Genomic DNA, 26,202 nt, shown 5'->3' on the forward strand with positions numbered 1-26,202 from the left:
AGTACATGAGTAGCAATTTATTAAGGGTAGTACAAGAACAACAGGAAACCATAGAAAAGCAAAGCAGGCTTATTGCTGATTTAATAGCCACTCTGGAAAGCTGGGAGCAGACAGCAGGCTACGACGGCGCAGAGCTGAAAGAGCGGGCAAAAGATTTGCAATTAAGAGAAAGGCAGGATTTATGAACATGACTATTACAGAATTTATTGAGGCGGCGGCACATAACAAAATTATCCAGCTGGTAGTATTGGCGATTGTGTGCGACACGGTTTTTGGCGTGCTGCGTGCAATCAAAGAGAAGAAATTTAACAGCTGCGCAGGCATTGACGGGGCTATCAGAAAAGTAGGTATGCTTATTTCTCTGGTATTCATGCTGGCAATCGACGTACTGATTAAGATTAACTTAATCGGATTTATACCGGAGCAGGCACGTACATATTTAGGGCTTGATACCGTGGGCGTGGCTGAATTTTTCGCATTGCTTTACATTGCCTATGAGGTAGTGAGCATTTTTAAAAATATGGCATTATGCGGGCTGCCCGTAAAAAAGGTATGGGAAAAGGTGCGGGAGTTTCTGGCGAAGTATACGGACGAACTGCCGGACACAGACGAACTGGACGGGGACAGCACCACAGGCAACGTAGAGGAACACAGGACACAGGAAAGATAAGAATAATAAGGACATAGCAGCAAAGAGCGCTTGCGGGACACCGCAGGCGCTTATTTTGTATGCGGAAAGGCAGGAAATATGAACATTAACAGAAAGATAAGTAAGTACAATTTCAATAAGGGCAGCGTTTCCAGAATTAAGTATATTGTTATCCATTATGTAGGCGCACTGGGCGGCGCAGAGGACAACTGCCGATATTATGGCGGCGGCAATAGAAATGCGTCGGCACATTACTTTGTAGGATTTAACGGCGAGGTATGGCAGTGCGTAGAGGACGCTAATATAGCGTGGCATTGCGGAGCGTCGAGCTATAAGCACGCAGAGTGCCGAAACGCTAATAGTATCGGTATTGAAATGTGCGTAAGGAAGAAAAACACAAAGAGCATGGGCGCAACAGATAAAGACTGGTATTTTGAGGACGCAACAGTAGAGGCAGCGGCAGAGCTTACCCGTTACCTTATGAATAAATACGGCGTGCCTGCATCTCATGTAATCAGACATTACGACGTAACGGGCAAGATTTGCCCTAACCCGTATGTATATAACACCAGCGCCCACACATGGGACGAGTTTAAGCGTAAAATCAGCGGACAGGCAGAAACACCGCAGGGCGGCAATGAAAAAACAATCTGGAATTTTCTTACAGGAAAGGGCTTAAATGCTTATGCCGTGGCTGGTATTATGGGTAATCTGTATGCTGAAAGCGGGCTTATGCCGAACAACTTACAGAACACCTATAACAATAAGCTGGGTAAGACGGACGCAGAATATACAGCAGCGGTGGATAATGGCAGCTATGGCAATTTTGTAAACGACAGTGCAGGCTATGGGCTGGCGCAGTGGACGTATTGGAGCAGAAAGCAGGCGTTGCTTAATCATGCAAAACAGGCGGGCGTATCCATTGCAGACCTTAATATGCAGCTGGGCTTTTTATGGGAAGAATTGCAGGGATACACAGCAGTAATGGACGCACTGAAAAAGGCGGGCAGCGTGCGTGCTGCATCTGATGCCGTTCTTACTGGATATGAAAAGCCAGCAGACCAGAGCGAAACAGTAAAGAAAAAGCGTGCAGAGTACGGCGAGGGATACTATAAAAAGTATGCAGCAGGAAACGGTACAAAGTATTACAGAGTGCGCAAGAGCTGGACGGACGCAGCAAGCCAGCTGGGGGCGTTTACGTCGCTGGAAAATGCAAAGAGCGCTTGCAAGGCGGGCTATACTGTATATGATGATAACGGCAAGGCGGTATATACCGCAGCAGGGCAGCAGGCAAGCGCAGGAGTTCCGTTTAGCGTACAGGTAGATATTTTAGACCTTAATATCAGAACAGGAGCAGGCACGAACTATGCAAAGACGGGAGAAACCACAGGAAAGGGAGTATTTACCATTGTGGAAGTGAAAGCCGGACAGGGTGCAAGCGTTGGCTGGGGACGCTTGAAGAGTGGCGCAGGCTGGATTAGCTTAGATTATGCCACAAGATTAGCTTAAGTTTTCGAGGGTGGGCGGTTCGCTGTCTGCCCTCTATTTTTTTGCAATTTTATAGGATTTTCTGCATAAAAGCGTTGACAATATACCAAAGTTGGTATATAATAAAATCATGGAAAGGAGATAAGAACAAATAAGAGGCAAAGCCACTGGAAAGGAGAAACGGCACAATGGGTAAGAAAAAGAAACAAAAGAAAAAGCCTATCGAATGGCGAGACCTGACAATCAACGCATTGATAGACTTAATCATAGGCATAATACTTATCATAATCGGTAAGTACATAGGTTAGGGCGAAAGCCCTAACCGACAGGCGGGCGATAAGCCCGCCGCCTATAAAAAATATAACACAAACCCACAGCCGAGTAAAGAGTATGCTTTTGAAATTAGGAGTATTTTTAGTAGTAGTAGGACTGGTAAAGCTGCTTATTGCTTTCGTTTTGAGAGCAAAGGAAAAGAGAGGTAAGGCATGAACTTAGGCGAGAACATAAGGAAAGCACGAAAAGCGGCGGGCGTTTCACAGTCAGAACTTGCGGAACGCCTGCAAGTCCACCAGAAAGATATAAGCAGGTGGGAGAATGGGGCGCACGCACCGACAATAGAAATGTTTGCGAAAATATGCAGAGAGCTTAACGCCTCTGCTGATGAAATTTTAGAATTGAAGTAGATACGAAAGCGAGGGCTTACTATGACAAAGAAAAAGGTAATTTTAGTGGCAGCGGCTGCATTATTTGCAGTAAGCGGTTTAACGGCGCTGCCGTCTGGAAATATAACAGGTGGGGTGGGCTGCATTGTGGTTGCGGCAGTATGCGCCTATTTTGGACTGAAAAAGAAAAGCGCAGGAAAAGAGAACGAAAACAGAACGTCAGCACCTGCCGCCGCAACTGGTAGCAGGGTTTTAGATACAATCAGAACGAAAGTAGTAGGCGTGACGTTCAATAATGAGGACGGAGAAAACAGGCAGGATATTTTAAGCAGAATGTCCGGCAGTGAAGATATTACAGTAGAAAAGTACACATACAACGGAGAGCCTGCCGCATACGTAAAGTGGGGCGATAAGGTAATAGGCAATCTATCGGCAGAGCTGGCGGGGGACTTAGCGAGAAAGTACCCGAAAGCCCGCTACACCGCAGAAATACTGGAAATTTCTGGGGGGGGGGTACAGACGTTCGGGTGCAATATAGAGCTTGACGTAATCGAGGACGCAACGCCCAGCGTAAGCCAGCATACGAGAGAAACTACAGTATATGTAGACCGTAGCAACAAAAAATACCATAGTAAGCCTAACTGTTCGGGAATGAAAAACCCAAAGAGCATACCGCTAAGCCAAGCAAAGAAGAAATACACCGCTTGTAAAAAGTGTTGTAAATAGGTAAAGGCATAAGCCGCAGACTTGTAAAAGAGTTTGCGGCTTTTCGTCGTATATGGGGAAAGAACAGGAACGAAAGAGAGGTAGCAGAAATGGCAAATAAGAAAGGCAGCCGACAGCTGACATGGACAGACCGTATAAGTATTGAGGCATTGAAAAAAGCAGGGCATAGCGTGATAGAGATAGCAGAACAGCTGGGCGTACACCGTAGCACTATATACAATGAGCTTAAGCGAGGGGAATATATGCACAGAAATAGCGACTATACAGAAACATTAAGTTATAGCCCAAACAAGGCACAAATGAAAGCAGAGGAAAACTTAAAGGCAAGGGGTACACAGCTTAAAATAGGCAACGATATTGCATACGCAAATTATATAGAAGATAAAATAGTAAATGAAGATTACAGCCCAGCTGCGGTACTGGGAGAATTGAAAGCACAGGGGAAAGAGGGGGACTTTTCCGTAACAGTATGCGTAACGACTTTATACAGCTACATTGACAAGGGTATTTTCCTTAAACTGTCTAATAAGAATTTGCCAGTAAAGAAGAATAAGAAGAGAAATTATAAGAAAGTACAGAAGCAGCAGAAAAGGGCGGCAGCAGGAGAAAGTATAGACAAACGCCCGAAAGAGATAGATACACGGGAAGAGTTCGGCAACTGGGAAATGGACAGCGTTTTAGGTAAGCGGGGAAAGTCAAAAAATACGTTGCTGGTACTGACAGAGCGGAAAACCAGAAACGAGATTATATTTAAACTGCCAGACCATACAGACGAAGCAGTAGTAGCGGCACTGGATAGATTAGAAAGAAAATGGGGCGCTGATATGTTTAAGCGGGTATTTAAGACAATCACAGTAGACAACGGCAGCGAGTTTGCAGATGCAGAGGGCTTACAGCGTTCTATTATCAATGAGGGAGAAAAGCGGACAAAGGTATATTACTGCCACCCGTACAGCAGTTGGGAGCGTGGCACAAATGAGGTAACAAATAAGATGATACGCCGGAAGATACCGAAAGGCACAAATTTTGACGACAGGACAGAGGAAGAGGTAGAGAGTATAGAGAACTGGATAAACGGATACCCACGCAAAATACATGGCTATCATTCAGCAGGGGAACTATTCGAGGAAGAGGTAAAGCAGCTTGCATAAGAACGGAAATAGGGAGCGTGAGAGGCTGGCAGCAGTGGCAGCCTTACTATTGCGCTGCCTAAAAGTGAAAATATACAATAAAACAGGCTACGTATTGTGCAAAACGGCAAAACAATAAAAACATGAAAAAATGTCGAATTTAATGTTGACATTTTTAAAAAATAAAAAAATTAAAAAAAGTTGTTGACATTTCCGTGATGTGCATATATAATAGCTATTGTGTCACGGAGATGACAACAAGAAAACAAAATAACGGGGTGTGGCTCAGCTTGGCTAGAGCGCCTGGTTTGGGACCAGGAGGTCGCAGGTTCGAATCCTGTCACCCCGACTTTGCGGGTGTAGTTCAATGGTAGAACACTAGCCTTCCAAGCTAGATACGTGGGTTCGATTCCCATCACCCGCTTTCCTAAAGCCTTTTAGAGGATTTGGGAACAGGAAATCAAATGTGTGTTTGTAGCTCAGTTGGATAGAGCAACGGCCTTCTAAGCCGTGGGTCAGGGGTTCGAATCCCTTCAAGCACGCTTTGTGGTGGGTATGGTGCAGTTGGTTAGCGCGCCAGATTGTGGTTCTGGATATCGTGGGTTCGAGTCCCACTATCCACCCTTCTATAGTGGGCTATCGCCAAGCGGTAAGGCACAGGACTTTGACTCCTGCATTCGTTGGTTCGAATCCAACTAGCCCAGTAATTATTATGGAGCATTAGCTCAGTCGGTAGAGCACTTGACTTTTAATCAAGTTGTCCGGGGTTCGAATCCCCGATGCTTCACTAAATGGACAAGCGTAAGCTTGTTCATATTTATTCTTCGGGAGATATTCCGATAAATCAGATATGCGGATGTGGCGGAACTGGCAGACGCGCTAGACTTAGGATCTAGTGGGAGACCGTGCAGGTTCGATTCCTGTCATCCGCAGTATAGAAGTCGTGATTCTTGAGAAATCAAGGGTTGCGGCTTTTTTCGTGTGTAAAGAAAGTAGTTGGAAAAGAGAAAAAAGCGGAAGAAAATGGGAAACTACATCAACGACTACATCAACGGGGAGAAAAAAGTTATATAAGTGGGAGATATAAAGAGGGATCCAACACAAAAAAGATGAGAAGAATTTTGGAAAATGGAAAAGTGATATAATTAAAAAATCCAATTTCCCAAAATATGGAAGGAGAAATAACGGATGTACGTTACAGAGAAAATAGGGGATGAATACAGAAATTGGATAGAGGGGGATGAGATTTTAATCCAAGCCTCTACAGGAAGCGGAAAAAGTTATTTTATTTTACATGTATTACTAAAGTGGGCGATAAGTCAGAATCGGAAAATCTTATATCTTGTAAATCGCAGTGTTCTTAAAAAACAGCTTGAAGAGGAATTATATAGCGATATATCAAATGAGATTTATGAAGAATTTGGTTATCGTCTTATAATTGAAAATTATGTTACGGTTAGAACTTATCAAAGTATAGAGAAAAATTTGAATGAAAAAAATAATTATGCATTGAGATATAATATTGAAGAATTGAAAACGTATTCGTATGTAGTTTATGATGAATGCCATTATTTTTATTCAGATTCTAATTTTAATACAAACACACAACTCTCTTTTGATTGCTTAAGAGATATTTTTTTACCAAGATTCAAATTTTTATTTCTGCAACAATGGAAAATATAGAACCATTTTTAAGAACAAAATTTGAATTTCCCTGTGGTAAAGGAATGAAATATCAAGCAGAATGGATGGATGTGATAAAACAACATCGAAGGGCTCCTTATTTGTATAGCATGGAGATTGCATATGATTATATTAACTTATTTGCATTTGATAGTGGGGAAGAAATAGAACAAATTATTCAAGAAAAATATCAAGATACAGATGAAAAGTGGCTGATTTTTACAGACAGTATAGAGAGAGGAAAAAAGTTTCGTTCTGAACTTTTAAAAGGAGAATGTTCTGTTTGTGCAGAGGATGTAGTTTTTATTGATGCTGATTACGATAAGGATGAAGAGGCATTTTGAAGTGTAACACAAGTATCGGAGAGTAAATACATTGATAAACGGATTGTGATTGCAACTGCAGTAATGGACAACGGTGTTTCTTTTCATGATACTGCATTGAGGAATATGGTGATTTTTGCAGATACAAAGGAAGAATTTATCCAAATGCTTGGACGTAAGAGGACGGATGGAAAAACTATTAATTTGTATGTGTGTAGAAGGGACAGAGAGCATTTTAGAAAACGCTTTGTTGCTGCAAAAGAGATATTAAAAATATATGAGCAATATGAAAAAGACCTAGCAAGAATCTGGGGAGTATGTGAAAATCCATATAATTATATGAGTAACTTTTTGTATTACAATAATTGTAATAAATTTTATATCTAATTTTTGATTATCCGTATAAACACTATACTTTCAAATATTTTGAAGTATAGAAAAGCACTCATTTTACCACGAATTTACCATAATTAAACGAGCCTTGATATGACTATAAATAACACTAAAAAGACCTCACACCTAAACGGTGTCTTTTTTAAAAGCAGTCAATCATAAGACCAACTGCTTTGTAAATATAGATATTAAATTGTTAAGCTGAGATTTTACTTAGATTTATCTTTCACTGGTTTGCTATTTTCATCATTTTCTCCTTCAAGCCATGCCATTATGCCAAAGTTACAAAATGGATAAATTATTACTTCTTTATAAACTTCTTGCTCACAACGAGGGCAGATGACATATTCTTCACCTTTTACATTTTTTAATTACCGAAATTCCCTTTTTTATTTGCAAATTACATGTCTTATAGCTTACCATGTTTTTCGTATCTTGCGACTCTTGATATTTTGTTATCCTCATCTACAAATACTACTTTAGGTGGATTTTTCTTTACCTCTTCTGGAGTCATCTGTGCATAGCACATTATGATTATCTTATCACCTGTCTGAACACATCTTGCAGCAGCTCCATTGAGACATATCATTCCGCTGCCTCTTTCTCCTGCAATTGTGTATGTCTCAAATCTGTTCCCATTATTTATATCTACGATACTTACCTTTTCATACTCCAAAATTCCAGCACTGTCAAGTAAGTCTTCGTCTACAGTGATGCTTCCTACATAATCAAGTTCTGCTTGAACTACTGTAGCTCTGTGTATCTTCCCCTTTAACATTTCAAATGTCATATTTAACCCCCGTTTAACCTTCGTAAATAAAGTTGTCAATCAATCTGGTTTTGCCGATATAAACTGCCATGGCAACTAGTACTGGTGCTGTCATCTCCTTGACCGGTTTAACTGAAACAGCGTCTACAGCCTGAACATAATCTATTTTCGCCATAGGCTCAGTTTCAATAAGCTTAATCATTTCTGATACAATTTTATCTGTATCTTTTTCTCCTGCTTTTGCCATATCTTCTCCGAGCTTAACTGCTTTGCTTAAAATTAGTGCCGCCTTTCTCTCATCTTTGCTTAGATATGTATTTCTTGAACTCTTTGCAAGACCATCCTCTTCTCTAACTATAGGGCAGCCCACAATTTCGATATCAAAGTTCAAATCTCTAACCATTCTTTTTATAATCGCAAGCTGCTGTGCATCCTTTTGACCAAAGTAAGCTCTGTCGGGATTTACAATATTAAAAAGTTTAGATACTACTGTGCCTACACCCCTGAAATGTATTGGTCGTGATTTTCCACAAAGTTCCTCTGAAAGACTTTCTATGTTTACATATGTTGAAAAATCGTCAAAATACATATTTTCCGGCTCAGGATTAAATATTAAATTAGCACCTGCCTCCTCACATAGCATAGTATCCCTTTCCAAATCCCTCGGATAGCTTTCCAAATCTTCCCCTACTCCAAATTGAGTCGGATTTACAAAATCACTGACAACAACTCTATCGTTTTCTGAAACAGCCCTTGTAATTAAACTCTTATGTCCTTCGTGCAAAAATCCCATAGTAGGAACAAGACCTACTGTAAGACCTTCTTTCTTCCATTCTTTGACTATAACTCTCACTTCATCTACGGTTTTTACTATTTTCATCGTTCTATCTCCTAATATAACTTGTTAATTACATCTTCTGAAATTTTAAATGTGTGTTCAGGTGCTGGAAAGCTTCCCTGTTTAGTTTCTTCTATATATGCAGCAAAGGCTTCTTTCATTACATCTCCTACCTTTGCGAATTGTTTTACGAATTTAGGTGTAAAGTCAGAGACCATTCCAAGCATGTCCTGATAAACGAGAATCTGTCCATCGCAGCCAGATCCTGCACCTATTCCTATTGTAGGAATATTAATGCTTTCAGAAATAATTTCCGCTAATTTTGCAGGTACGCATTCCAAAACAATCGCAAATGCTCCTGCTTCTTCAACAGCTTTTGCCTCTTCAATGAGTTTCTTTGCTCCCTCTTCACTTTTTCCCTGAACTTTAAAGCCTCCAAAAACGTTCACTGACTGAGGTGTAAGTCCAATATGTGCCATAACAGGAATTGAAGCAGCTGTAATAGCTTTAATCTGTGGACAAACAGAGGCTCCACCTTCTAGCTTTACTGCTTGACATCTTCCTTCTTTCATAAGTCTTCCTGCGTTATACATGGCCTCTTCAACTGAAACTTGATATGACATAAACGGCATATCTCCAACTACTAAGGCATCTTTGGCACCTCTTGTAACTGCTCTTGTATGGTGAATCATATCTTCCATTGTTACCGGCAAAGTATTTTCGTATCCGAGCATAACCATGCCAAGAGAATCTCCAACGAGAATACCGTTAATACCTGACTGATCCATCAATTTAGCTGTCGAATAGTCATAGGCTGTCAGCATTGTAATCTTATCGCCCTTAACCTTCTGTTCTTTAAAAGTGGATACTGTGTTTTTCATTTTTAATTACCTCCGTCATCTTCAAATAGTCACTGTCTAAATGTTTTTCCTGTGCAATACTGAGAAGCTTTTCTGAAAGCAAAAGATATATCATCTCATATCCCACCTTTTCCTCAGACTCGTTTATCCATGCTGCCTTAATAGCTTCAATGTGTTTTGTGATAGTCGACAAATCATTTCGCTCAACAGGACCTGTGAGGGCAGCCGCAACTCCTTTTTCTGCCAATGTGTCGGCATTTCCAGTAAACAAAGGCACTAAGGCTTTCTTTGCATCTTTTTTATCAAAGCCGCATTTTACAAGCATTTCAGCCCCCACTTGAAAAAGTCCGTTTACGAGATTGCTTACAACTACTGCACCGCAGTGGTAAAGAGATTTATTTTCCGCTCCCATTGCGATTACCTTATTTCCTGCTCGCTCAAAGATACTCTTAATCTCATCTAGATTCTCTGCCGAACCCTCCACAGTAAAATAAGCCTTATTCAAGTGTTTCCATGATTCGCACTTATCACTTATTGCATATAGGGGATGTACCGAATAGATATTTGCACCGAGGTTTTCACCATCAAAAAAAACGGTTGATGAAATCGAACCGCTGCAATGACAAATATTTTTATTTTTAATATCCAGATTCTTCATATAATCCCATACTTTGCTTATCTGTCCATCAGGCACAGTAATAAACAGGGTATCACTGTCACTTAAGATATCCTCTATACTCTTATATAGTTTTGTGTTAGTAAAATCTGCTGCTGATTTAGCTGATTCCGGTGATTTGCTGAAGTAACCCGTAATCTCTACGCCGTTTTCCTTCAGGTATTTTCCAAGGGAAAATCCTACTTTCCCCGCTCCGATAAATCCTGCTCTCATATCGATCACTCCTTTCTGGGAAGTGACAATCATGAAAATCTGCATGGATGAGGTCTCGTTCAAACTGATATAATCCTCATGGTTTAAAAATAAAAAATATGTGGTATAGTTTCTGTTCGAATACTATCTACCCATTACTATAGCACCTATTTAAGTGATTGTACAGAGAAAAAAATAAGGCACCACTCTAACTAATTTATCATTAAAGTGATGCTAATATAAATCGTGTTATTTAGCTTTTCTGTATTTAATCATTTTCACAATCTGAATTATCAAAGTCGGGATAAAAATATAAAGCATGACAAAACACTTCTTCATTTTTCGCTTGATTACCCACCACAGAAAAGAAAGAACCCTGTAAAGAGCCTTACCACCATTGGTGGTGCTTTGCACTCTTGATTGGGCTTTTTGTTTGCTGTATCTTTCATGCAAGAGGAAAATTAAAGTCCTCTATTCCATTTCTCTTTTAGATAATCTTCATAGTCCGTTTCATTAAAATCTAATTGTGGCGAAGTGTTGGGAATGTTGTTTCTGTTGTCTATATCTGCAAGCTGACGGAATATCCAATCATCATAAGGGTCGTGATATTTATACTCTTTGGGCTGTTCTCTGTATCGGTCTAACCCTCGCATTTCCTTATGTACTTTCATCATGCGTTCCAATTTCTGACGCTGTATCAACTGCTTGATTTCCATAAGTTCTTCCAACTCTACTACCTCACTAGAAAGATAATTGCTAATGTATCTAATCAATGTAGTTTCCATGTAAAATCTACATTCTTTTTCGTCATTGAAAAATTCATTTTCAGACAAATAATCTAAGGAAACATTAAAATCCTGTTCTCGTTTGATAACGTCCATGATATATGGCTCGGTGTGGTCAATATATTTCCATTCCCCCGACAATAATTCATTCGGTGTTACTCCCAGCACGTCCATTATCTTTTCCAATGTATCAAAGGTAGGATAATTCACACCTCGTTCAATCTTGGAAAGGCTCTGCATATTGATACCGATTTTATTGGCAAGTTCCTGTTGTTTCATTCCCCTGTGTTTTCTTATGATTTGTATGTTTTCTCCTAAGAAACTGATTTTCTTTTCATAATACTCCATAACTTAGTATAACCGCTCCTTTCGTTGCTTTTATTGTCATTTATAAGCATATCATACTTAATATATATCGAAAAGTCAATCGAAACTTCTTGACAAGTAATTCTAGTGGCGTTATTATCTTATCAGACAGAGTGATTAAGCACGCTAGGGTCAATCACACACTTGAGTAAGCATATATAAGAGATGTTTTCACTTTGATAGCATGAATGAGCATGGACTATCAGACTAAAAATAGGGTTTCTGACTGGGGCTGTTTCGTTTAGCCACGAGCCTCTCAAGGCTCGTGAGCGTTAAGAACGGAACAGACACAGGAAGAAAGGGAACGCCTTTAGGCGCTCGTAAAGGGCGTATATGTAACACCGCCCTGCGCATACATGTCATAGTACCTAGAAACTGTGATAAATAAAGGACAAAACGCTATTTTTACCCCGCAAAAAAACGGGGCATACGAAAGGAGTAATGCACTATAACTACACACAAAAATTTATCCGTTAAGATTGATTACATCAGCATTGTATTTGAAACGGCAACCGCTGAAGATGTAATCATGCACATTTTAGGTTTACCGACTGATATTTTCAATGTCTATCCGGCAAGCATTAAATACAAAACCTATCAAGCACGCTGGCAGATTGGAGATATTTATGTATCGGGGGACGCAAGAAAGACAGAGGACAACCCACAGGGGCTAGGCTGTTATCTTGTTATGACTGGCAGAGGTTGTGATGATATTTTCCGTATTCTCGACAGTAGGAATTATACCTTTGGGGATATGTTCCGACGCTGTGAGCGAAGATACGGACTGGATAATTTTCATTTCACAAGACTTGATATTGCCATTGATGATAAGAACGAAAAGCCATTCTTTACCATAGAGCAGATAAAGAAGAAATGCGAAAAAGAGGAATTTATCTCCAATAGTGAGGGCTACCACTTTGATGAAAGCAAGTTTGACGATTTCGACACCGCAAAGACTGTTTATATCGGTGCTGGAAAATCTGGATTATCCTACCGCTTTTATGATAAGGATAAGGAAGTCTGTTCAAAACATAATAAGACGCTTGAGGAAGTCGGCAGTTGGAAACGAACAGAAATGCAACTGCGTGATGATAAGGCTCATGTTTTTGCCATGACATTTAAGGACAGACCGCTGGAACTTGGGGAACTGGCTTTCGGGCTACTGGCAAACAACCTACGCTTTGTCGTGCCAAACAGAAACGAAAGTAATAAAAGCAGGTGGAAAACGTGTCGATTTTGGGAACGCTTTTTAGGGGCTGTGGAAGTCTTGAAACTGCAAGTACCAAAGCAGCATAATTCCCTTGAAGAAACACAGCAATGGCTCACAGAGGGTGGCGTCATTTCCGCTGTCAAAAGTTTTTATTTCTTGGAAGAACATGACGCATTAGGTGGACTGGAAAAAGTAGGAACTATGCTTGATAAGGCAAGATACAGCAATTCCCTTTCCAGTAAATTAACCGCCCATTTACAGAGGATAAACCGCACCGACCTTATCCCCTATATCCAGTATGACACAAAACATGGGAAAGGGGGTATCTGATGAATAACAACGATATTCCCGTATGGGAAAAATACACCCTTACCATTGAAGAAGCGTCAAAGTATTTCCGCATTGGAGAAAACAAGTTAAGACGATTGGCAGAGGAAAACAAGGACGCTGGCTGGCTCATTATGAATGGCAACCGCATACAGATTAAACGCCGACAGTTTGAACAGGTCATTGACAAATTGGACGCAATCTAATGCAAATGAGCCTTGTATGTGTTATGATGAACACAAGTCATATCAAGGCTCTTTCCAACAAGGAAAGGAGCAGACACCATGAAAGAAAAAAGACGGGATAGCAAAGGTCGTATCCTGCATACTGGAGAGAGCCAACGAACAGACGGAAAATACTTATATAAATATGTAGACGCATTTGGAAACACAAAATATGTGTATGCTTGGAGATTGACACCCACAGACCCGACACCAAAGGGAAAACGGGAAAAACCCTCACTTCGAGAACTGGAACAGCAGATAAGACGGGATATTGAGGACGGTATCGACAGCACAGGCAAGAAAATGACGCTTTGCCAACTCTATGCCAAACAGAACGCACAGAGGGCAAATGTGAAGAAAAGCACAATGAAACAACGGGAACAACTCATGCGGTTATTGAAAGAGGACAAGTTGGGTGCTAGGAGCATTGATACAATCAAGCCCTCTGACGCTAAAGAATGGGCGGTACGCATGAAAGACAAAGGCTTTTCCTACAATACCATTAACAACCATAAACGCTCGTTAAAAGCGTCATTCTATATCGCCATACAAGACGATTGCGTAAGGAAAAATCCCTTTGATTTCAAGTTAAGTGAAGTCCTAGAAAATGATACCAAAGAGAAAGTTGCATTGACAGAGGAACAGGAACAAGCCTTACTCTCATTCATCAAGACGGACAATGTGTATCACAAGTATTATGATGATGTGCTGATACTGTTAAAAACAGGACTTCGTATCTCGGAACTGTGCGGACTGACAGTAGCCGATATTGATTTCAAGAATGAAGTTGTGATTATCGACCACCAGTTACTAAAGAGCAAGGAACAAGGCTATTATATTGAAACGCCTAAGACGAAAAGCGGAATAAGGCAAGTACCATTAAGCAGAGAAACGATACAGGCATTTCAACGGGTTATGAAGAAACGCCCAAAGGCAGAACCATTTGTGATAGACGGACGGGGCAATTTCCTATTTGTCAATCATAAGGACAAGCCAAAAGTTGCGATTGATTACAACGCCTTATTTGTCCGTATGGTAAAGAAATACAACAAGCACCACAAAGACAATCCCTTGCCACATATCACACCGCATACGCTACGCCATACGTTCTGCACAAGGCTGGCAAGCAAGAACATGAACCCAAAAGATTTACAGTATATCATGGGGCATTCAAACATTAGTATCACAATGAATTGGTACGCTCATGCGTCCATAGATACCGCAAAATCAGAGGTTCAGCGTCTAATTGCATAGAAGTATTTACCACGATTTTAACCACGTTTGATAGAGAAAATATAAGAAGATAGACCTAGATATGTGAGGTTTACCACAAAAGCAAAATGCCCGTAGAGCCGATAAAATAAGGCTTTGCGGACATTTAAGAAGATATAAAAAGATAGTCAAAAACACATATATAATTTAAACAAATTACAATATATTTTTCCAAAATAGAATCCTGGAAGATATTATGAAAAATAAAAGAGTGTATAGTAATATCAGACGTGTGTGTTATTTGGTTTGGGGAACATTTGCAGTTAATTGGTTTTCAATTCAAAGATGCAGGAATTTGAAGAAGTTTTAGAGAGAGATTATGGAGACTTTGGAGAATGATGAAAATGCATTTCTAATTTTACAGGCTCAATGGCTAGGAAAAAGTATGGATGATATACAAAAGATTGTTAGAGAAACGGAAGAGGAGCGAGAAAATAATCATAAAAGGCTGATAGAAGAAGTGCTAATGGATAATTTGGATAAAGAATTAACAGTGGATGATAACAAAAAGTTGAAAGAACAACTAGGAAAATCACTAGTTTTTTTAGCAACGAAATATATCAAAGATGAAGCAAACAGAAGGAATGATATTAAAAGTTTCAATGATAGGGCGAAGACTCTTACAAAAGAAAAATTCAATAGGGTTATGGAGGCATCGGATTTACCGTATATCCTTGAAAAAAGTAGTCAATCAACCTTTACATTTCATAAGATAAACAACTAAAAATAAAAATTTACAATGTTTCCAACTTAAAGGTAATCAAACGAATTGTTTGAATTACTATGGAAAGGAGTAAAAGAAATGGAAAAATTAGCGTACAACATGAAAGAAGTAGCTGAGGTACTAGGAATCAGCAAAAGTCTTGCCTATGAGATGGCTAAAAAAGGAGAACTCCCGATCATTCGAATGGGAAACAGAATTTTAGTTCCAATCAAAAGGCTGGAAGAAATGTTTGATGTAACTGAATAACCTATATAAAAGGCGTTCAAATATGAGCGTCTTTTTTTATGGAGGAAAAACTTATGGCAAAGCGAAGTAATGGTGAAGGAACAATTTACAAAAGAAAAGATGGTATATGGTGTGCCAGCCGTTATGTACCTTGTGGAAATGGTAAATTTAAAAGAAAATACGTGTATGGCAAGACACAGAAGAGTGTAAAAGAAAAATTGAAGGAATTAGAAAACTACGAAGAGCCGAAAGCACAGACAACGACGTTGGTGGGACGGATGCTTGAGTGGATGGAGCAGTATAAGAAAAATGTGTTGAAGATAACCACTTATGAAAATTATTTGGGATATATTCGGACGCATGTGCAGGGGAGTGACATTGCCGATATCCCATTAGAAAAGCTTAGTACAAGTGCATTGCAGAAGTTTTACAATATGAAATTGAAAGGAACGGCACAAAGAAAGCAACTTTCAAGACGAACTGTGGAATATCTTCACACAATTATTGGGAGTGCACTGGAGCAGGCATATAAAAACGAGATGATCGCAAAGAATGTCAATGAATTTACTGTTTTACCGAAAAAAGAGGAAAAAGAAATTGAGCCGTTGACAATAGAAGATTTAGAGAAAGTTCTGAGAGTGGCGAAAGAAACAGATTTGTATTCGCTCATACTTTTAGAAGTTTTTAATGGAATGAGAAAAGGTGAAATTCTTGGTCTTCAATGGGAAAATGTTGACTTGGAAAAGAAGGTATTATGGGTACGGAAAAATTTATGCCGAGTTGAGAACAATGACGAAGAGGACGGCAGAAAGACAAAGCTGATTTTGTTAGAACCGAAAACGAAGAAAAGTATTCGTGAAATTCCGTTAAGTGAAGAAGTGGTAAAAGTATTGAAAATGCACAAAAGAAAACAGAATGAACAAAAAATGCTTTATCGGGACATTTATCAAGACAATGGTGTTGTATTTGCAAAGGCAGATGGAAGTTTTGAAGATCCACGAGAAGTCTTAAGACGTTTTCACAAAATTTTGAAGAAAGCAGGAGTAAGAAAGTGCAGATTCCATGATTTACGCCACACCTTTGCATCCATTTTGATAAATGAAGGGGAGTCGATGAAGGTAATCCAAGAACTACTAGGGCACTCAACAATTACAACAACAATGGATATATATTCGCATGTGACGAAGGAAACGAAAAAACGGTCGATTGAAATTTTGGAAAGAACCGTGGGAACAAAGATATCGTAGTTTCAGTAAATGAATTAAAACAGTAGAAAAGGAGCAAGATTATGAGTAGAAGAAAAAGACAAAGAGAATATTATGCACTGGCAGGATGCAACGCATATGGAGTTTACAACAATTATGACGAAGCATTGTTGTCTAAAACATATGTAAAAAAGGCGAACATTAAGAAATTCAGTAACTTTGAAGATGCAAAAGAATGGGCGGAAGAAAGATTTTATGAATTTCAAAATGGTTTCGAGATGGGTGCAATTGCAGAAATTAAGAGAACAAATTGGACGTATCATAAGAAAAAACGATAAGATTAGAAGATGTCAGGCTGAAAAAATCAGCCTGACGTTTTATGCCCGAATTATGGAATAGATTTTAAAGTGTAGATTATTGAAATGGAGTTTGCTATAATAGGAGAAGAAAGTGGAAGGAGATTAGATATGTATCTGAAAAGAAATGTATATAAACGTCTAATAGAATGGAAAAACAGTGTTGATCATAGTACCTTAGAGGTAAATGGAGCAAGACAGGTAGGAAAGACGTATCTAATAAATAAATTTGCGGATGAATATTTTAAGCAAAAGATTTATATCAATCTTTTTGAACTGAGTGGAAAGCAATTTTTGGAGTGCTACGAACAGGCAATAGCGTGGAAACCGGGAACAAAAAGACCGGAGCATCCCTTGCATGATGCATTTTTATTATATGAGCCATCATTTCAAGATACAGAAGACACAGTAATCATTATTGATGAGATACAGGAATCAGCAGAGATTTATAATCGAATTCGTGAATTTACAAGACAGTTTAAGTGTCGATTTATTGTGACAGGAAGTTATTTAGGAAGAGTGTATGATTCAGAGTTTCGGTTTTCCAGTGGAGATGTTACAAAACTGACAATTTATACACTTTCTTATGAAGAATTTTTAAGAGCGTTTGATGAGAGTCTCTATGAACAATATTGTGAATTGGCGATAGGAAAATGCGAGAAAGATATTTATGCTTCATTGAAACAGATTTACGATGTATACTGTCAGATCGGAGGATATCCCAAAGTAGTAGAAACTTATTTGAAGACAAAAAATATACAATTAGCACAGGGAGAATTGGTGAAGATTATAGATACATTCATCAACGAATCTATCCGATATTTTACAGATATTTTAGACAGCAGGGTATTTACAGAAATTTTTCTATCTGTGTGCAGAATATTGAACCGAGAGAAAAAAGGATTGGCAGAAGATAGCATTAGCGAAGAACTGCAGAAAATTGTGACAAGAGACTACTCTAGTAATATTTCAAAAGCAACTTGTAATCGTGCTATTAGCTGGTTATATTTTTCAGGAATCATTGGGTTCTGTGCTAAAATTTCTGAAATGGATATTTTGGAATTCAAACCAGCAAGCAGATGCTATTTTATGGATTTGGGAGTGGCTAATTACTATTTAAAATTAACAGGAACTGATTCAAGAGTATTGATGGGGACTTTGAATGAGAATTATGTATATATTAATTTAAAGAAACGTCAAGATTTTCCACCTGAAATTGCATTTGAAACGCCAGCTTTTGCAACATACAAAGGTGGTGAGATTGATTTTGTCGTACAATGTTTGAAAAATGATCTTAGATATTTGGTGGAAGTAAAAGCAGGAAAGGGAACTGCGGTTACAGCAACAAAAGCATTACAGAGTGGGAAAGCGAATAAGTTGCTGTACCTCAAGGGAGACACAAAAGGCGGAATTGATAAGAACATTGAGACGGTGCCAATTTATATGCTAGAGAGTTATGAATTTTAAATAAAAGAGAAAATATGTGCCGGACTGAGGGTGTCAGTCCAGCATTATAAGTTTATGAGATCCTTTTTTGAATGTATTGAATGAGAGTAGTTTTTGGAATCTTCCAATCCCGTCCTTCTTTGTAGGCTTTTAATTGATTGGAACGCACAATGCGATATGCTTGTGAAGAACCGATACGCAATGCTTCGGCAACTTCTTCAATCGTTAAAATATCATCATAACCTTCAAACATTTTGAGAATCCTCCTTAAATAGAATTTGCACTTCTGTATTCGGGTATTCGTTCCTTAGAAGCAGCTTTACTTTTTCGAGATAGGAAGTAAAGCGTGCTTTCGTCAAGGCAGGTACAGTTGGATAATAGCTGTACGCATTTACAGCAAAATGTATATGTGGGTGATTTGTTTTTTTACCATCATAGGCGTACATGATTTGAAAATGATCTTTGAAAATTTGGGCAATTTGATTTGCAAGTCCCAAAGAGAAATATTTATTGCTTGAGAAAAAACGTGAAGAAATGCAGAAGTGCCAAATGTTCTGATCTTCTTCCTGAGAAGAAAGAAAACAACTGATTTGAAATTGGTTTGCATAGTCTTGAACGATGTTTCCCCAAAAACCATATCCGCTTGGATTTTCTTTGGATGCAACGTAGCTAAAAGAGATTGTAAATGAAAACTTTGTATATCTTTATTTAGAGAAACTTGTAAGAGACAATAAAATTGCAGAGACAGCACTGGCATTTGAGGAGTGAAGGACAATGCATATACTAAGCCAATTATAATAAAATGTGTGTTACAGAAAATTATTCTGTACCGTATAAATACGAAAAGTAATAGTGTGAAAACGATAAGAAAAAGATGAGGAATGTGCATGAAATATAATGACGGTATTGGAAAGATAAAATATGGAGAAATACAATTTTTTTTTCCGTTTACGTTAAATACGACTATGTCTTATGAAGAAATACAACAGAAAATAGGAGATAGTCTAATCGCGTTAAAAAAGGATAATATTGAAGAAATAGAAAATGCTTTGGGGAATGCATTGAATGATATATGCAATAAAGTAGAGCGATTAAGTCAAGAGCAAGAATTGAATATAAAAGTTACGGAACTACAAAATACCAAAGAATCTTCGTATAAAATAGAAAGCAAAGATACATATATAAATTTATCTGAGGTAAATAATCCCCATAAATCAGGTATTCTGATGGAATTAAAACATAGAGAGCTAGAAGCATTAAAACAAAGAACAAGTTTTTTGGAGAAAGAAAATAATATTTTCCAAAATATTTATGGTAGAAAATTTTTAGAGGAACATAAGAGGATTGTGCTGTTACCATTTAAAATTACACTTTGTAATGAAATGGTGGTTTGGGCTCAGGTTATTTTATATTTGTTTGCAAATAAAATGATCATTTTAAAAATAGAATTGCCGCTATTAAATGTTGACATTACTCCATTTTTAAAAAATCAAATTGATTTATTTGTAACTAAAATAGAAAATAACTGGTTAGATGGGGCATCAACTTCTTGTAAAAGAATATCAGAAATACCAGAGATGTATTTAAAAACAATCGGTGAAGAAACGAAAAGTGATGTAATAAAGTATAATTTAGATTTTAGACATATAGTGTTGGCTGATTTTGAAGGTATGCCTAAATATATGAATAACTTATCAAATCAATTGCAAGAAGAACTTTATCGCATTATATGTGCACCTGTTCCTGAGAGAAAAAATATTTCTTGTCTCAAAGAGGCAAAGGAATATATAGAAGCTAATTCATTTGGAAAGCAAGATATAAGATATATTGTAAAAACAACAGGAGGATGCCTTTCTTTTATAGATTGTGGTTGTATAAATGAATATAAATTAGCATTTTTGAAGAAAACAGGATATGAGGTACAAGATGAATGGGATTACTATTACGTATGCAATAGCATAGTTAGAGAGTTACAAATCAATTCAGAACTGGCATTAATTGTGGTTATGCTGAAAAAAATTAATGCAAGTGCAGATTTTTACCAAAAAGAGTCATATCTACGGGATCTTTATGAGATAAGAAATAATTATAATTGGAATAAAATTTTTATAAGTGGATTGCAAGAAGGATGCTATGGTTCGGTATCTGAGCAAATAGAATTTTTCCAAAAACATATGCAATATTATTTAATGCCTGATTTAATGCAGGAAAAACAAGTAGCAATAAATAACTTGATAGAAAAGAAAGTTCAAAATGAAAAGGAAAGACTGCAGAATGGGTTAGCTCTCAGTGGCTTGTTTTTTTCGATAATATTTGGACTACCTGCCATATGTGAAACATTTGTTATTATTCGAAAAATCATGTACTTTGTAAGAGGGGACATTCCATATATTACTATAGAAAATATTAGTGTAATAACGTGGATGGTAGTTGTCGTAATTATAGGCAGGAAGTTATATAAGAAAAAATAGCTGTCTTTAAAAGGGTAAAGAAATAATTAGAGAAATTAGCAGAACAAACCTGTTTCGAAGTATAGAAAAAGGATGGGCGATTTCCAAATTCCAAAATAGAATCGCAGAATACATTATAATGCCAAGAGATTGCTTGCTAATTTGATTGTAAATTGATTGCAGCAACTACATCAACGACTACAGCAACGTCTGAAAAATAGGTGGAAATAAAAGAAAATAATGGGCGGTTGATGTAGTAAAAACATTAAAAAAGAGCGGAAAATAGAGGGGAAAAGGCTATTTCTAAGACTTAGGATCTAGTGGGAGACTGTGCAGGTTCGATTCCTGTCATCCGCAGTATAGAAGTCGTGATTCTTGAGAAATCAAGGGTTGCGGCTTTTTTCGTGTGTGGAATTATATTTTAAGATAGATATTTTTTGGGGATAGTGGGAACAGATAAAGAGACCCTTGGAGGAAATGCGAATGAGAAATTTGTATATTTGTTACAGAACATTCCCTATAAAAAGGAAAGGGCCGGTCTTTCGACCGGCGTTATGAAAAAAGAAACTTAAAGGTTTTATCCTTTATTCATATACTATAATACTATGAAAATGTGATAAAAGTGTGTTTAAAAAATGACATCTTTGTTAACGAAGTTAAAAAAATGACAATTTATTCATGAACAGGCGTTATAATTATAAGACGATAACGTGCGGTTTCTGACATTATTGTAAGATTAGATAATTTTTCTTTTTTTTCCATGTGGAAGCCTTTATAATGGGAATGAGGTGAAACAGATGGAGGGAAAGATAACAGTCTTTATAGTGGAAGATGATGAAGCATTGGCAAAAGAACTGAAAAGTTATCTGATGCGATGGAATTATGATGCGGTTGTGGCAAAAGAGTTTGAGAGGATCAGCGAAGAATTTCAGGATTGCAGACCGCATATTGTATTGCTGGATGTGAATCTTCCTTATTATGATGGGTTTTATTGGTGCAGGAAAATTCGGGAACAATCAGAGGTTCCAATTGTGTTCGTGAGCAGCAGAAGCAATGATGCAGACAAAATCATGGGAATTGCACAAGGGGGCGACGATTATATCGAAAAACCATTTCATTTGGAGCTTTTGAGGGCAAAAGTTGATGCAGTATTACGGCGGGCGTATGAATATAAAGTAAAAGATAAAATTTGTGTTTTGAAGGATCTTTACTATGATGTGGACAGCCAGACGTTATTGTTTCAATCTGAAAAAATAGAATTGACGAAGATGGAGAACAGGATTCTTGTAAAATTGCTGGAGGAAAAAAGCAAGGTTGTGACCAGAGAAGAACTGATGATGGAGCTGTGGAATACGGATGAGTATGTGTCTGATGGAACTTTGACGACCATTGTAAGCCGTCTTCGTGCGAAACTCAAAGCCAATTGTAATGATGATGTGATACACACAAAAAAGGGAGTGGGGTATTTTATCGAATGATGTGGTATTTGAAGAAGAATCGAAAGATGTTCCTTCTGCTCTTGGCTGTCATTCTTGCATACAACTTATATTTTGGTCTGCTTTTTGCAGATGTAGATAGAGAGAATCTTTTTTATCTGGATATGTTAATTGGGATTGCCTTGATGAGTTTTGTGGTCGTAGATTATAGGCAGCAGGCGCAAAAAAGGCGACAAGTTAAGGAACTGCTTGAGGTGGAGGATGTTATTTATTCGGAGCTTTCGGAGTTTGAAAACAGAGAAATTGTGATTCATGATGTGGAGGTTCTGAAAGGACAGCTGGATGAGCAGTTTGAAATGAATTGCAATCTGCAGGATTACATTACAAAATGGTGTCATGAGGTGAAGCTACCTCTTGCTGCCCTGCTTTTGATGAATGAAAAAATTGAGGATAGTGTACAGAAAAAGGCGATGAAGGAGCAATTGGAGCGAATCCGTCAGCTGTTGAACGGAGCGCTGATTGGAAGTCGTGTACAAAGTACGATGTACGATTTGCAGATCGGAAAGACAAGTTTGAGTCAATGTGTGCGTGCCTCTGTTAAAAACAATCAGTTTTTCCTGATTCAGAATCGGTTTGAGATGGAAGTGTCGGTGCCTGAACTTACAGTGTACACAGATAAAGAGTGGTTGATTTATGTCCTGGATCAGATTATCGGTAATGCAATCAAGTATACATCCGAATGTCCGAGACTTTCTATCTGGGGAGAGTCAGAGGAGGATGTGACACGGCTTTATATAGAAGACAATGGTGAAGGAATCAAGGATAGTGATTTGAAAAATGTATTTGAGAAGGGCTTTACCGGAAGTAACCATCATAACGGAAAATATAAATCTACCGGAATGGGTTTATATTTGGCGCATTTGATTATGAAAAAACTTGGACATACGATTACGGTGGAGAGTGAATTTGGCTGTTTCACGAGAGTGATACTGGGGTTTCGGGATAACAGAGACTATTTTCAGCTCTGACATTACAATTTTTGTAATGTTAGGGCTGTTTTTGTAATGTGGATGTAAGGACAAAAGAGCAGAACTTTTCGTATAATATTGCTTGTAAAGGAGGTCGAAATATGGAAGGTAAAGTATTAGAAGTAAACAATCTGACAAAGACATATGGCTCGAAAGGTTTTCAGACAAAGGTGTTGAAGGGAATCAGTCTCAGCATATGTGAGCGTGATTTTATTGCGATTATGGGACCGAGTGGCTCCGGAAAAACAACGCTTTTGAATATGCTGTCGACCATTGATAAGCCAACGCATGGTTCGGTGATCTTAGATGGGAAGGACATTACAAAAATTCACAATAAAGAGTTATCTAAGATACGGCGGGATAAGGTGGGATTTATTTTTCAAGATTATAATCTGTTAGACACGATGAGTCTTCAGGATAACATTGCACTGCCATTGTCATTGAATGGAGTTCCTGCATCAGAATGTATTCAACGGACAAGGCAGATGGGGGCGATGTTTGGATTGAAAGAGCATTTGGAGAAATATCCGTATCAATTGTCAGGAGGGGAAAAACAAAGAGGGGCAGCGTGCCGGGCGTTGATTACAAATCCCAAAATCCTTTTTGCAGACGAACCGACAGGGGCGTTGGATTCGAGATCGAGTAAAGAGCTGCTAGAATGTCTGCGTACTGTGAACGAGAAGGAAAAGGCGGCTATTTTGATGGTTACACACGATGCGTTTACAGCCTCTTATGCGAAGGAAGTTTATATTCTAAGCGATGGTGTCATTAAATGTAAGATTAACCGGGGAAAAGACAGGAAAGAATTCTACGACCGTATCATTGACATGCAGGTGTCTATGGGAGGGGATTTTTCATGAGTATGTGGAAACTGGCGTTCAAAAATTTCAAAGAAAGTCTGAAAAACTATCTTTCACTCATGGTATCATTGGCGTTCACGGTTCTGATTTTTCTGAATTTTCAAAATGTGATTGATTCGGGGATTCTGGATGGACTTGGAAAAACAAATCGAGAAAATGCAGAGTTCGTCATTCAGGCAGTCACGTTTGTATTAATTTGTTTTATGCTATTTTTTATATGGTATTCCACGAGTGTATTTCTTACAAAAAAGAAAAAGGAAATTGGAATTTATGCATTTATAGGATTGACGAATCAAAAAATCGGGAAGTTATATATGATAGAGACTTCGATGACAGGACTTTTATCACTGGCGCTTGGACTTGGAGTCGGCACATTGACAGCGCGTCTTTTCCAAATGATTATGATGAAGTTATCTGACATTACGGTGGAGGTTTTTAACAGTATTTCGCTCAAATCAATCTTGACAGTTTCTGCCTGTTACGTGGCCATATATGTGATTTTTGCGGTCAAAGGCTATGCCAATATCGTGAGAAGCAGTGTGTTGGAGATGATTTCTGCCAGCAGAAAAAATGAGTATGTCAGACAGCATCCGGTAATTCTGCTTGTAAAAACAGTTCTCGGAGTTGCCGCGCTTTCAACAGGATATTACCTGGCGATTGTCAAAGGTGGAATGGAAGTATTTAGAAATACATTATCCGCAGTTGTGTTTGTTACGATTGGAGTGTACCTTGTGTTTGGTGGTTTGATTCCGATTATTTTTCAGGGTATTACAAAGAGAAAATCATTTCTTTATAAAAAACAGAGAACGCTTTGGGTGAATAATATCGTATTCCGCATGAAGAGAAATTATCGGACATATGCAATTGTATCTGTTTTAATGTTGTGTTCAGTTACCGCACTGGCAGCAGGATTTGCGATGAAAGAGCGATATGACGGGATGATACACTTCAGAAATACTTACACATATCAGGTGCTAAGTACAAGTGCGGGGAAATACAAAGAGTTTGAAAAATTAATTCAAAAGGATAACGATATTGCATATGGAACAGAGGTGTCTATGATTCAATTGGAACAATCCGAAATCAAGGCAAGGTGGAAATCCACTGGGTATGCAGTTTTACCGTATTCCAAAGTGAAAGAGGCGGCAAAAGAAGCAAATCTAAAATTTAATCTGAAGGAGCCGAAGGATGACGAATATATCAATGTAGATAAGTTGGTACTGCTGTCATTGATTACGGATAGGAAAGAGGACGCTATAGAGATTCATGATAAGACCTATGAATGTGCAGATGTGACCACGGAGCCGTATCTTGGATATTTGCAGGAAATGACAGAATTTTATCTTGTCAATAATCATGAATATGAACGTCTGAAAAATATTGGCGAAGAAGTTTATGTGTATAATTATAGAATTAAAGATGTAAAAAATTTTGAGGCTTCTGTGGCGGCGCTGCAAGGGAGCGCAGATTGTGCAGGATTGATTAAAATTGATCCTGATGATCAGGAAGCAAGCTGGATTCAGATTATTTATTCGGTGTGTATTTTCATGTTTATGGTATTCATACTTGCGAGTGGAAGTATTATTTTTGTGAAGATTTATAATGATGCATTTGAAGAACGGGAACGATATGTTATCTTGAACAAAATCGGCGTGGGCAGCAGAACTGTAAAAAAAGAAATTGCGTGTGAACTTCGGTTTGCCTATTTGTCACCGTTCCTTGTGATGGCGATATCCTCTTATTTTTCTGTGAAAGCATTAGGAAATATGATGCGCACAGAACTACTTGAAATTAACATTTTAAGTGTAGTGATCATAGGAATTTTCTTCCTTATATGCTATCTGTTCTCAGTGTCGGTCTACATGAAAAATATAAAAATGAAGTAGATATTGCCTACCT

Annotated in this window: 28 protein-coding genes and 7 tRNA genes; 29 read left to right on the forward strand and 6 right to left on the reverse strand. The window is 38.2% G+C overall.

From position 1 onward, the window contains the following. The first annotated feature begins 5 nt into the window (after positions 1-5). From AC6I5B_RS03185 to AC6I5B_RS03260, 16 genes are all read left to right on the forward strand, one after another. Positions 6-185: a hypothetical protein gene (locus AC6I5B_RS03185; RefSeq protein ID WP_117553022.1), complete on the forward strand. Its 180-nt coding sequence runs from the start codon at positions 6-8 to the stop codon at positions 183-185. Beyond that, positions 182-670, forward strand: a complete 489-nt coding sequence (locus tag AC6I5B_RS03190) for a phage holin family protein (RefSeq protein ID WP_038269743.1) — start codon at positions 182-184, stop codon at positions 668-670. The genes AC6I5B_RS03185 and AC6I5B_RS03190 overlap by 4 nt, the downstream gene beginning before the upstream one ends. A gap of 78 nt (positions 671-748) precedes the next feature. Then, positions 749-2,158 carry a phage tail tip lysozyme gene (locus tag AC6I5B_RS03195; protein ID WP_497773608.1) on the forward strand — a complete coding sequence of 470 codons (1,410 nt, stop codon included), beginning with the start codon at positions 749-751 and terminating at the stop codon, positions 2,156-2,158. 464 nt (positions 2,159-2,622) lie between these two features. Further along, complete coding sequence (locus tag AC6I5B_RS03200) at positions 2,623-2,820, forward strand: helix-turn-helix domain-containing protein (RefSeq protein ID WP_003023288.1); 198 nt, start codon at positions 2,623-2,625, stop codon at positions 2,818-2,820. Between the two features lie 21 nt (positions 2,821-2,841). After that, positions 2,842-3,525, forward strand: a complete 684-nt coding sequence (locus AC6I5B_RS03205) for a hypothetical protein (protein ID WP_497773609.1) — start codon at positions 2,842-2,844, stop codon at positions 3,523-3,525. 89 nt (positions 3,526-3,614) lie between these two features. After that, positions 3,615-4,676, forward strand: a complete 1,062-nt coding sequence (locus AC6I5B_RS03210; protein WP_118084375.1) for an IS30 family transposase — start codon at positions 3,615-3,617, stop codon at positions 4,674-4,676. A 253-nt stretch (positions 4,677-4,929) separates the two neighbouring features. Beyond that, positions 4,930-5,004: transfer RNA gene (locus tag AC6I5B_RS03215), tRNA-Pro, on the forward strand. Positions 5,005-5,008: 4 nt separating this feature from the next. Then, positions 5,009-5,079 (forward strand) — tRNA-Gly (locus tag AC6I5B_RS03220). Positions 5,080-5,123: 44 nt separating this feature from the next. Beyond that, positions 5,124-5,197, forward strand: a tRNA-Arg gene (locus tag AC6I5B_RS03225). Between the two features lie 7 nt (positions 5,198-5,204). Continuing rightward, a tRNA-His gene (locus tag AC6I5B_RS03230) sits at positions 5,205-5,278 on the forward strand. A gap of 9 nt (positions 5,279-5,287) precedes the next feature. Continuing rightward, a tRNA-Gln gene (locus AC6I5B_RS03235) sits at positions 5,288-5,359 on the forward strand. Positions 5,360-5,369: 10 nt separating this feature from the next. Next, a tRNA-Lys gene (locus AC6I5B_RS03240) sits at positions 5,370-5,442 on the forward strand. Between the two features lie 65 nt (positions 5,443-5,507). Further along, positions 5,508-5,587, forward strand: a tRNA-Leu gene (locus tag AC6I5B_RS03245). Between the two features lie 256 nt (positions 5,588-5,843). Further along, entirely contained in the window at positions 5,844-6,338 is a 495-nt protein-coding gene (locus AC6I5B_RS03250) for a DEAD/DEAH box helicase family protein (RefSeq protein WP_156555913.1), read from the forward strand. A gap of 44 nt (positions 6,339-6,382) precedes the next feature. Further along, the gene (locus AC6I5B_RS03255; protein WP_173704072.1) at positions 6,383-6,682 is read left to right on the forward strand and encodes a hypothetical protein; all 300 of its coding nucleotides are present in this window, start codon (positions 6,383-6,385) and stop codon (positions 6,680-6,682) included. A gap of 45 nt (positions 6,683-6,727) precedes the next feature. Then, positions 6,728-7,048: a hypothetical protein gene (locus AC6I5B_RS03260; RefSeq protein ID WP_497773610.1), complete on the forward strand. Its 321-nt coding sequence runs from the start codon at positions 6,728-6,730 to the stop codon at positions 7,046-7,048. A 415-nt stretch (positions 7,049-7,463) separates the two neighbouring features. Here the strand turns inward: AC6I5B_RS03260 and panD are convergent, their stop codons facing one another. From panD to AC6I5B_RS03285, 5 genes are all read right to left on the reverse strand, one after another. Beyond that, the gene (gene panD / locus AC6I5B_RS03265) at positions 7,464-7,844 is read right to left on the reverse strand and encodes an aspartate 1-decarboxylase (protein ID WP_004847071.1); all 381 of its coding nucleotides are present in this window, start codon (positions 7,842-7,844) and stop codon (positions 7,464-7,466) included. Between the two features lie 13 nt (positions 7,845-7,857). Next, the gene (gene panC, locus AC6I5B_RS03270; protein ID WP_004847070.1) at positions 7,858-8,703 is read right to left on the reverse strand and encodes a pantoate--beta-alanine ligase; all 846 of its coding nucleotides are present in this window, start codon (positions 8,701-8,703) and stop codon (positions 7,858-7,860) included. An 11-nt stretch (positions 8,704-8,714) separates the two neighbouring features. After that, the gene (gene panB, locus AC6I5B_RS03275) at positions 8,715-9,542 is read right to left on the reverse strand and encodes a 3-methyl-2-oxobutanoate hydroxymethyltransferase (protein ID WP_004847068.1); all 828 of its coding nucleotides are present in this window, start codon (positions 9,540-9,542) and stop codon (positions 8,715-8,717) included. Further along, positions 9,517-10,473 carry a Rossmann-like and DUF2520 domain-containing protein gene (locus tag AC6I5B_RS03280; RefSeq protein WP_227086737.1) on the reverse strand — a complete coding sequence of 319 codons (957 nt, stop codon included), beginning with the start codon at positions 10,471-10,473 and terminating at the stop codon, positions 9,517-9,519. The genes panB and AC6I5B_RS03280 overlap by 26 nt, the downstream gene beginning before the upstream one ends. A 377-nt stretch (positions 10,474-10,850) precedes the next feature. Beyond that, entirely contained in the window at positions 10,851-11,522 is a 672-nt protein-coding gene (locus AC6I5B_RS03285; RefSeq protein ID WP_004847061.1) for a helix-turn-helix domain-containing protein, read from the reverse strand. A 496-nt stretch (positions 11,523-12,018) separates the two neighbouring features. On the opposite strand from AC6I5B_RS03285, the gene AC6I5B_RS03290 reads away from it, so the two are divergent. From AC6I5B_RS03290 to AC6I5B_RS03325, 8 genes are all read left to right on the forward strand, one after another. Then, on the forward strand, positions 12,019-13,080 hold the full coding sequence (locus AC6I5B_RS03290) for a replication initiation factor domain-containing protein (protein ID WP_259302594.1): 1,062 nt from the start codon (positions 12,019-12,021) through the stop codon (positions 13,078-13,080). Further along, the gene (locus AC6I5B_RS03295) at positions 13,080-13,283 is read left to right on the forward strand and encodes an excisionase (protein WP_002607397.1); all 204 of its coding nucleotides are present in this window, start codon (positions 13,080-13,082) and stop codon (positions 13,281-13,283) included. Before AC6I5B_RS03290 ends, AC6I5B_RS03295 begins: the two co-directional genes overlap by 1 nt. A gap of 78 nt (positions 13,284-13,361) precedes the next feature. Then, the gene (locus tag AC6I5B_RS03300; protein ID WP_009320106.1) at positions 13,362-14,555 is read left to right on the forward strand and encodes a site-specific integrase; all 1,194 of its coding nucleotides are present in this window, start codon (positions 13,362-13,364) and stop codon (positions 14,553-14,555) included. 337 nt (positions 14,556-14,892) lie between these two features. Next, entirely contained in the window at positions 14,893-15,297 is a 405-nt protein-coding gene (locus AC6I5B_RS03305; protein WP_156555907.1) for a hypothetical protein, read from the forward strand. 78 nt (positions 15,298-15,375) lie between these two features. Beyond that, positions 15,376-15,543 (forward strand): helix-turn-helix domain-containing protein, encoded by a 168-nt coding sequence (locus tag AC6I5B_RS03310; protein WP_156555905.1) that lies wholly within the window; start codon positions 15,376-15,378, stop codon positions 15,541-15,543. A 53-nt stretch (positions 15,544-15,596) separates the two neighbouring features. Further along, positions 15,597-16,769 carry a tyrosine-type recombinase/integrase gene (locus AC6I5B_RS03315; RefSeq protein WP_497773611.1) on the forward strand — a complete coding sequence of 391 codons (1,173 nt, stop codon included), beginning with the start codon at positions 15,597-15,599 and terminating at the stop codon, positions 16,767-16,769. Positions 16,770-16,810: 41 nt separating this feature from the next. Next, entirely contained in the window at positions 16,811-17,065 is a 255-nt protein-coding gene (locus AC6I5B_RS03320; RefSeq protein WP_156555901.1) for a ribonuclease H1 domain-containing protein, read from the forward strand. Between the two features lie 129 nt (positions 17,066-17,194). Beyond that, positions 17,195-18,550: an ATP-binding protein gene (locus AC6I5B_RS03325; RefSeq protein WP_156555899.1), complete on the forward strand. Its 1,356-nt coding sequence runs from the start codon at positions 17,195-17,197 to the stop codon at positions 18,548-18,550. A gap of 52 nt (positions 18,551-18,602) precedes the next feature. On the opposite strand, the gene AC6I5B_RS03330 is transcribed toward AC6I5B_RS03325, so the two are convergent. Further along, positions 18,603-18,782, reverse strand: coding sequence for a helix-turn-helix domain-containing protein (locus AC6I5B_RS03330; RefSeq protein ID WP_156555897.1), 180 nt, complete (start codon positions 18,780-18,782; stop codon positions 18,603-18,605). A gap of 634 nt (positions 18,783-19,416) precedes the next feature. Here AC6I5B_RS03330 and AC6I5B_RS03335 point away from each other — a divergent pair. The 5 genes from AC6I5B_RS03335 to AC6I5B_RS03355 all read left to right on the forward strand — a co-directional run bounded on the left by AC6I5B_RS03335 (position 19,417) and on the right by AC6I5B_RS03355 (position 26,189). Continuing rightward, positions 19,417-21,000 carry a hypothetical protein gene (locus AC6I5B_RS03335; RefSeq protein WP_156555895.1) on the forward strand — a complete coding sequence of 528 codons (1,584 nt, stop codon included), beginning with the start codon at positions 19,417-19,419 and terminating at the stop codon, positions 20,998-21,000. Between the two features lie 776 nt (positions 21,001-21,776). After that, positions 21,777-22,457, forward strand: a complete 681-nt coding sequence (locus AC6I5B_RS03340; protein ID WP_497773612.1) for a response regulator transcription factor — start codon at positions 21,777-21,779, stop codon at positions 22,455-22,457. Further along, positions 22,454-23,443, forward strand: coding sequence for a sensor histidine kinase (locus tag AC6I5B_RS03345; protein WP_497773613.1), 990 nt, complete (start codon positions 22,454-22,456; stop codon positions 23,441-23,443). Before AC6I5B_RS03340 ends, AC6I5B_RS03345 begins: the two co-directional genes overlap by 4 nt. 101 nt (positions 23,444-23,544) lie before the next feature. Next, positions 23,545-24,303 (forward strand): ABC transporter ATP-binding protein, encoded by a 759-nt coding sequence (locus AC6I5B_RS03350; protein ID WP_497773614.1) that lies wholly within the window; start codon positions 23,545-23,547, stop codon positions 24,301-24,303. Then, on the forward strand, positions 24,300-26,189 hold the full coding sequence (locus AC6I5B_RS03355; RefSeq protein ID WP_497773615.1) for an FtsX-like permease family protein: 1,890 nt from the start codon (positions 24,300-24,302) through the stop codon (positions 26,187-26,189). Before AC6I5B_RS03350 ends, AC6I5B_RS03355 begins: the two co-directional genes overlap by 4 nt. Positions 26,190-26,202 lie beyond the last annotated feature (13 nt).

Source organism: Faecalimonas nexilis (genome assembly GCF_059731825.1).

Bases quoted from the DNA above. Each gene is read 5' to 3' on its own strand.
- panB (WP_004847068.1), bottom strand. From the start codon at position 9,542: ATGAAAAACACAGTATCCACTTTTAAAGAACAGAAGGTTAAGGGCGAT.
- AC6I5B_RS03195 (WP_497773608.1), top strand. From the start codon at position 749: ATGAACATTAACAGAAAGATAAGTAAGTACAATTTCAATAAGGGCAGC.
- AC6I5B_RS03345 (WP_497773613.1), top strand. From the start codon at position 22,454: ATGATGTGGTATTTGAAGAAGAATCGAAAGATGTTCCTTCTGCTCTTG.
- AC6I5B_RS03205 (WP_497773609.1), top strand. From the start codon at position 2,842: ATGACAAAGAAAAAGGTAATTTTAGTGGCAGCGGCTGCATTATTTGCA.
- AC6I5B_RS03300 (WP_009320106.1), top strand. From the start codon at position 13,362: ATGAAAGAAAAAAGACGGGATAGCAAAGGTCGTATCCTGCATACTGGA.
- AC6I5B_RS03330 (WP_156555897.1), bottom strand. From the start codon at position 18,782: ATGTTTGAAGGTTATGATGATATTTTAACGATTGAAGAAGTTGCCGAA.
- AC6I5B_RS03335 (WP_156555895.1), top strand. From the start codon at position 19,417: ATGAAATATAATGACGGTATTGGAAAGATAAAATATGGAGAAATACAA.
- AC6I5B_RS03320 (WP_156555901.1), top strand. From the start codon at position 16,811: ATGAGTAGAAGAAAAAGACAAAGAGAATATTATGCACTGGCAGGATGC.
- AC6I5B_RS03305 (WP_156555907.1), top strand. From the start codon at position 14,893: ATGGAGACTTTGGAGAATGATGAAAATGCATTTCTAATTTTACAGGCT.
- AC6I5B_RS03340 (WP_497773612.1), top strand. From the start codon at position 21,777: ATGGAGGGAAAGATAACAGTCTTTATAGTGGAAGATGATGAAGCATTG.
- AC6I5B_RS03315 (WP_497773611.1), top strand. From the start codon at position 15,597: ATGGCAAAGCGAAGTAATGGTGAAGGAACAATTTACAAAAGAAAAGAT.
- AC6I5B_RS03325 (WP_156555899.1), top strand. From the start codon at position 17,195: ATGTATCTGAAAAGAAATGTATATAAACGTCTAATAGAATGGAAAAAC.
- AC6I5B_RS03285 (WP_004847061.1), bottom strand. From the start codon at position 11,522: ATGGAGTATTATGAAAAGAAAATCAGTTTCTTAGGAGAAAACATACAA.
- AC6I5B_RS03355 (WP_497773615.1), top strand. From the start codon at position 24,300: ATGAGTATGTGGAAACTGGCGTTCAAAAATTTCAAAGAAAGTCTGAAA.
- AC6I5B_RS03310 (WP_156555905.1), top strand. From the start codon at position 15,376: ATGGAAAAATTAGCGTACAACATGAAAGAAGTAGCTGAGGTACTAGGA.
- panC (WP_004847070.1), bottom strand. From the start codon at position 8,703: ATGAAAATAGTAAAAACCGTAGATGAAGTGAGAGTTATAGTCAAAGAA.
- AC6I5B_RS03190 (WP_038269743.1), top strand. From the start codon at position 182: ATGAACATGACTATTACAGAATTTATTGAGGCGGCGGCACATAACAAA.
- AC6I5B_RS03255 (WP_173704072.1), top strand. From the start codon at position 6,383: ATGAAATATCAAGCAGAATGGATGGATGTGATAAAACAACATCGAAGG.
- AC6I5B_RS03200 (WP_003023288.1), top strand. From the start codon at position 2,623: ATGAACTTAGGCGAGAACATAAGGAAAGCACGAAAAGCGGCGGGCGTT.
- panD (WP_004847071.1), bottom strand. From the start codon at position 7,844: ATGACATTTGAAATGTTAAAGGGGAAGATACACAGAGCTACAGTAGTT.
- AC6I5B_RS03350 (WP_497773614.1), top strand. From the start codon at position 23,545: ATGGAAGGTAAAGTATTAGAAGTAAACAATCTGACAAAGACATATGGC.
- AC6I5B_RS03250 (WP_156555913.1), top strand. From the start codon at position 5,844: ATGTACGTTACAGAGAAAATAGGGGATGAATACAGAAATTGGATAGAG.
- AC6I5B_RS03210 (WP_118084375.1), top strand. From the start codon at position 3,615: ATGGCAAATAAGAAAGGCAGCCGACAGCTGACATGGACAGACCGTATA.
- AC6I5B_RS03295 (WP_002607397.1), top strand. From the start codon at position 13,080: ATGAATAACAACGATATTCCCGTATGGGAAAAATACACCCTTACCATT.
- AC6I5B_RS03185 (WP_117553022.1), top strand. From the start codon at position 6: ATGAGTAGCAATTTATTAAGGGTAGTACAAGAACAACAGGAAACCATA.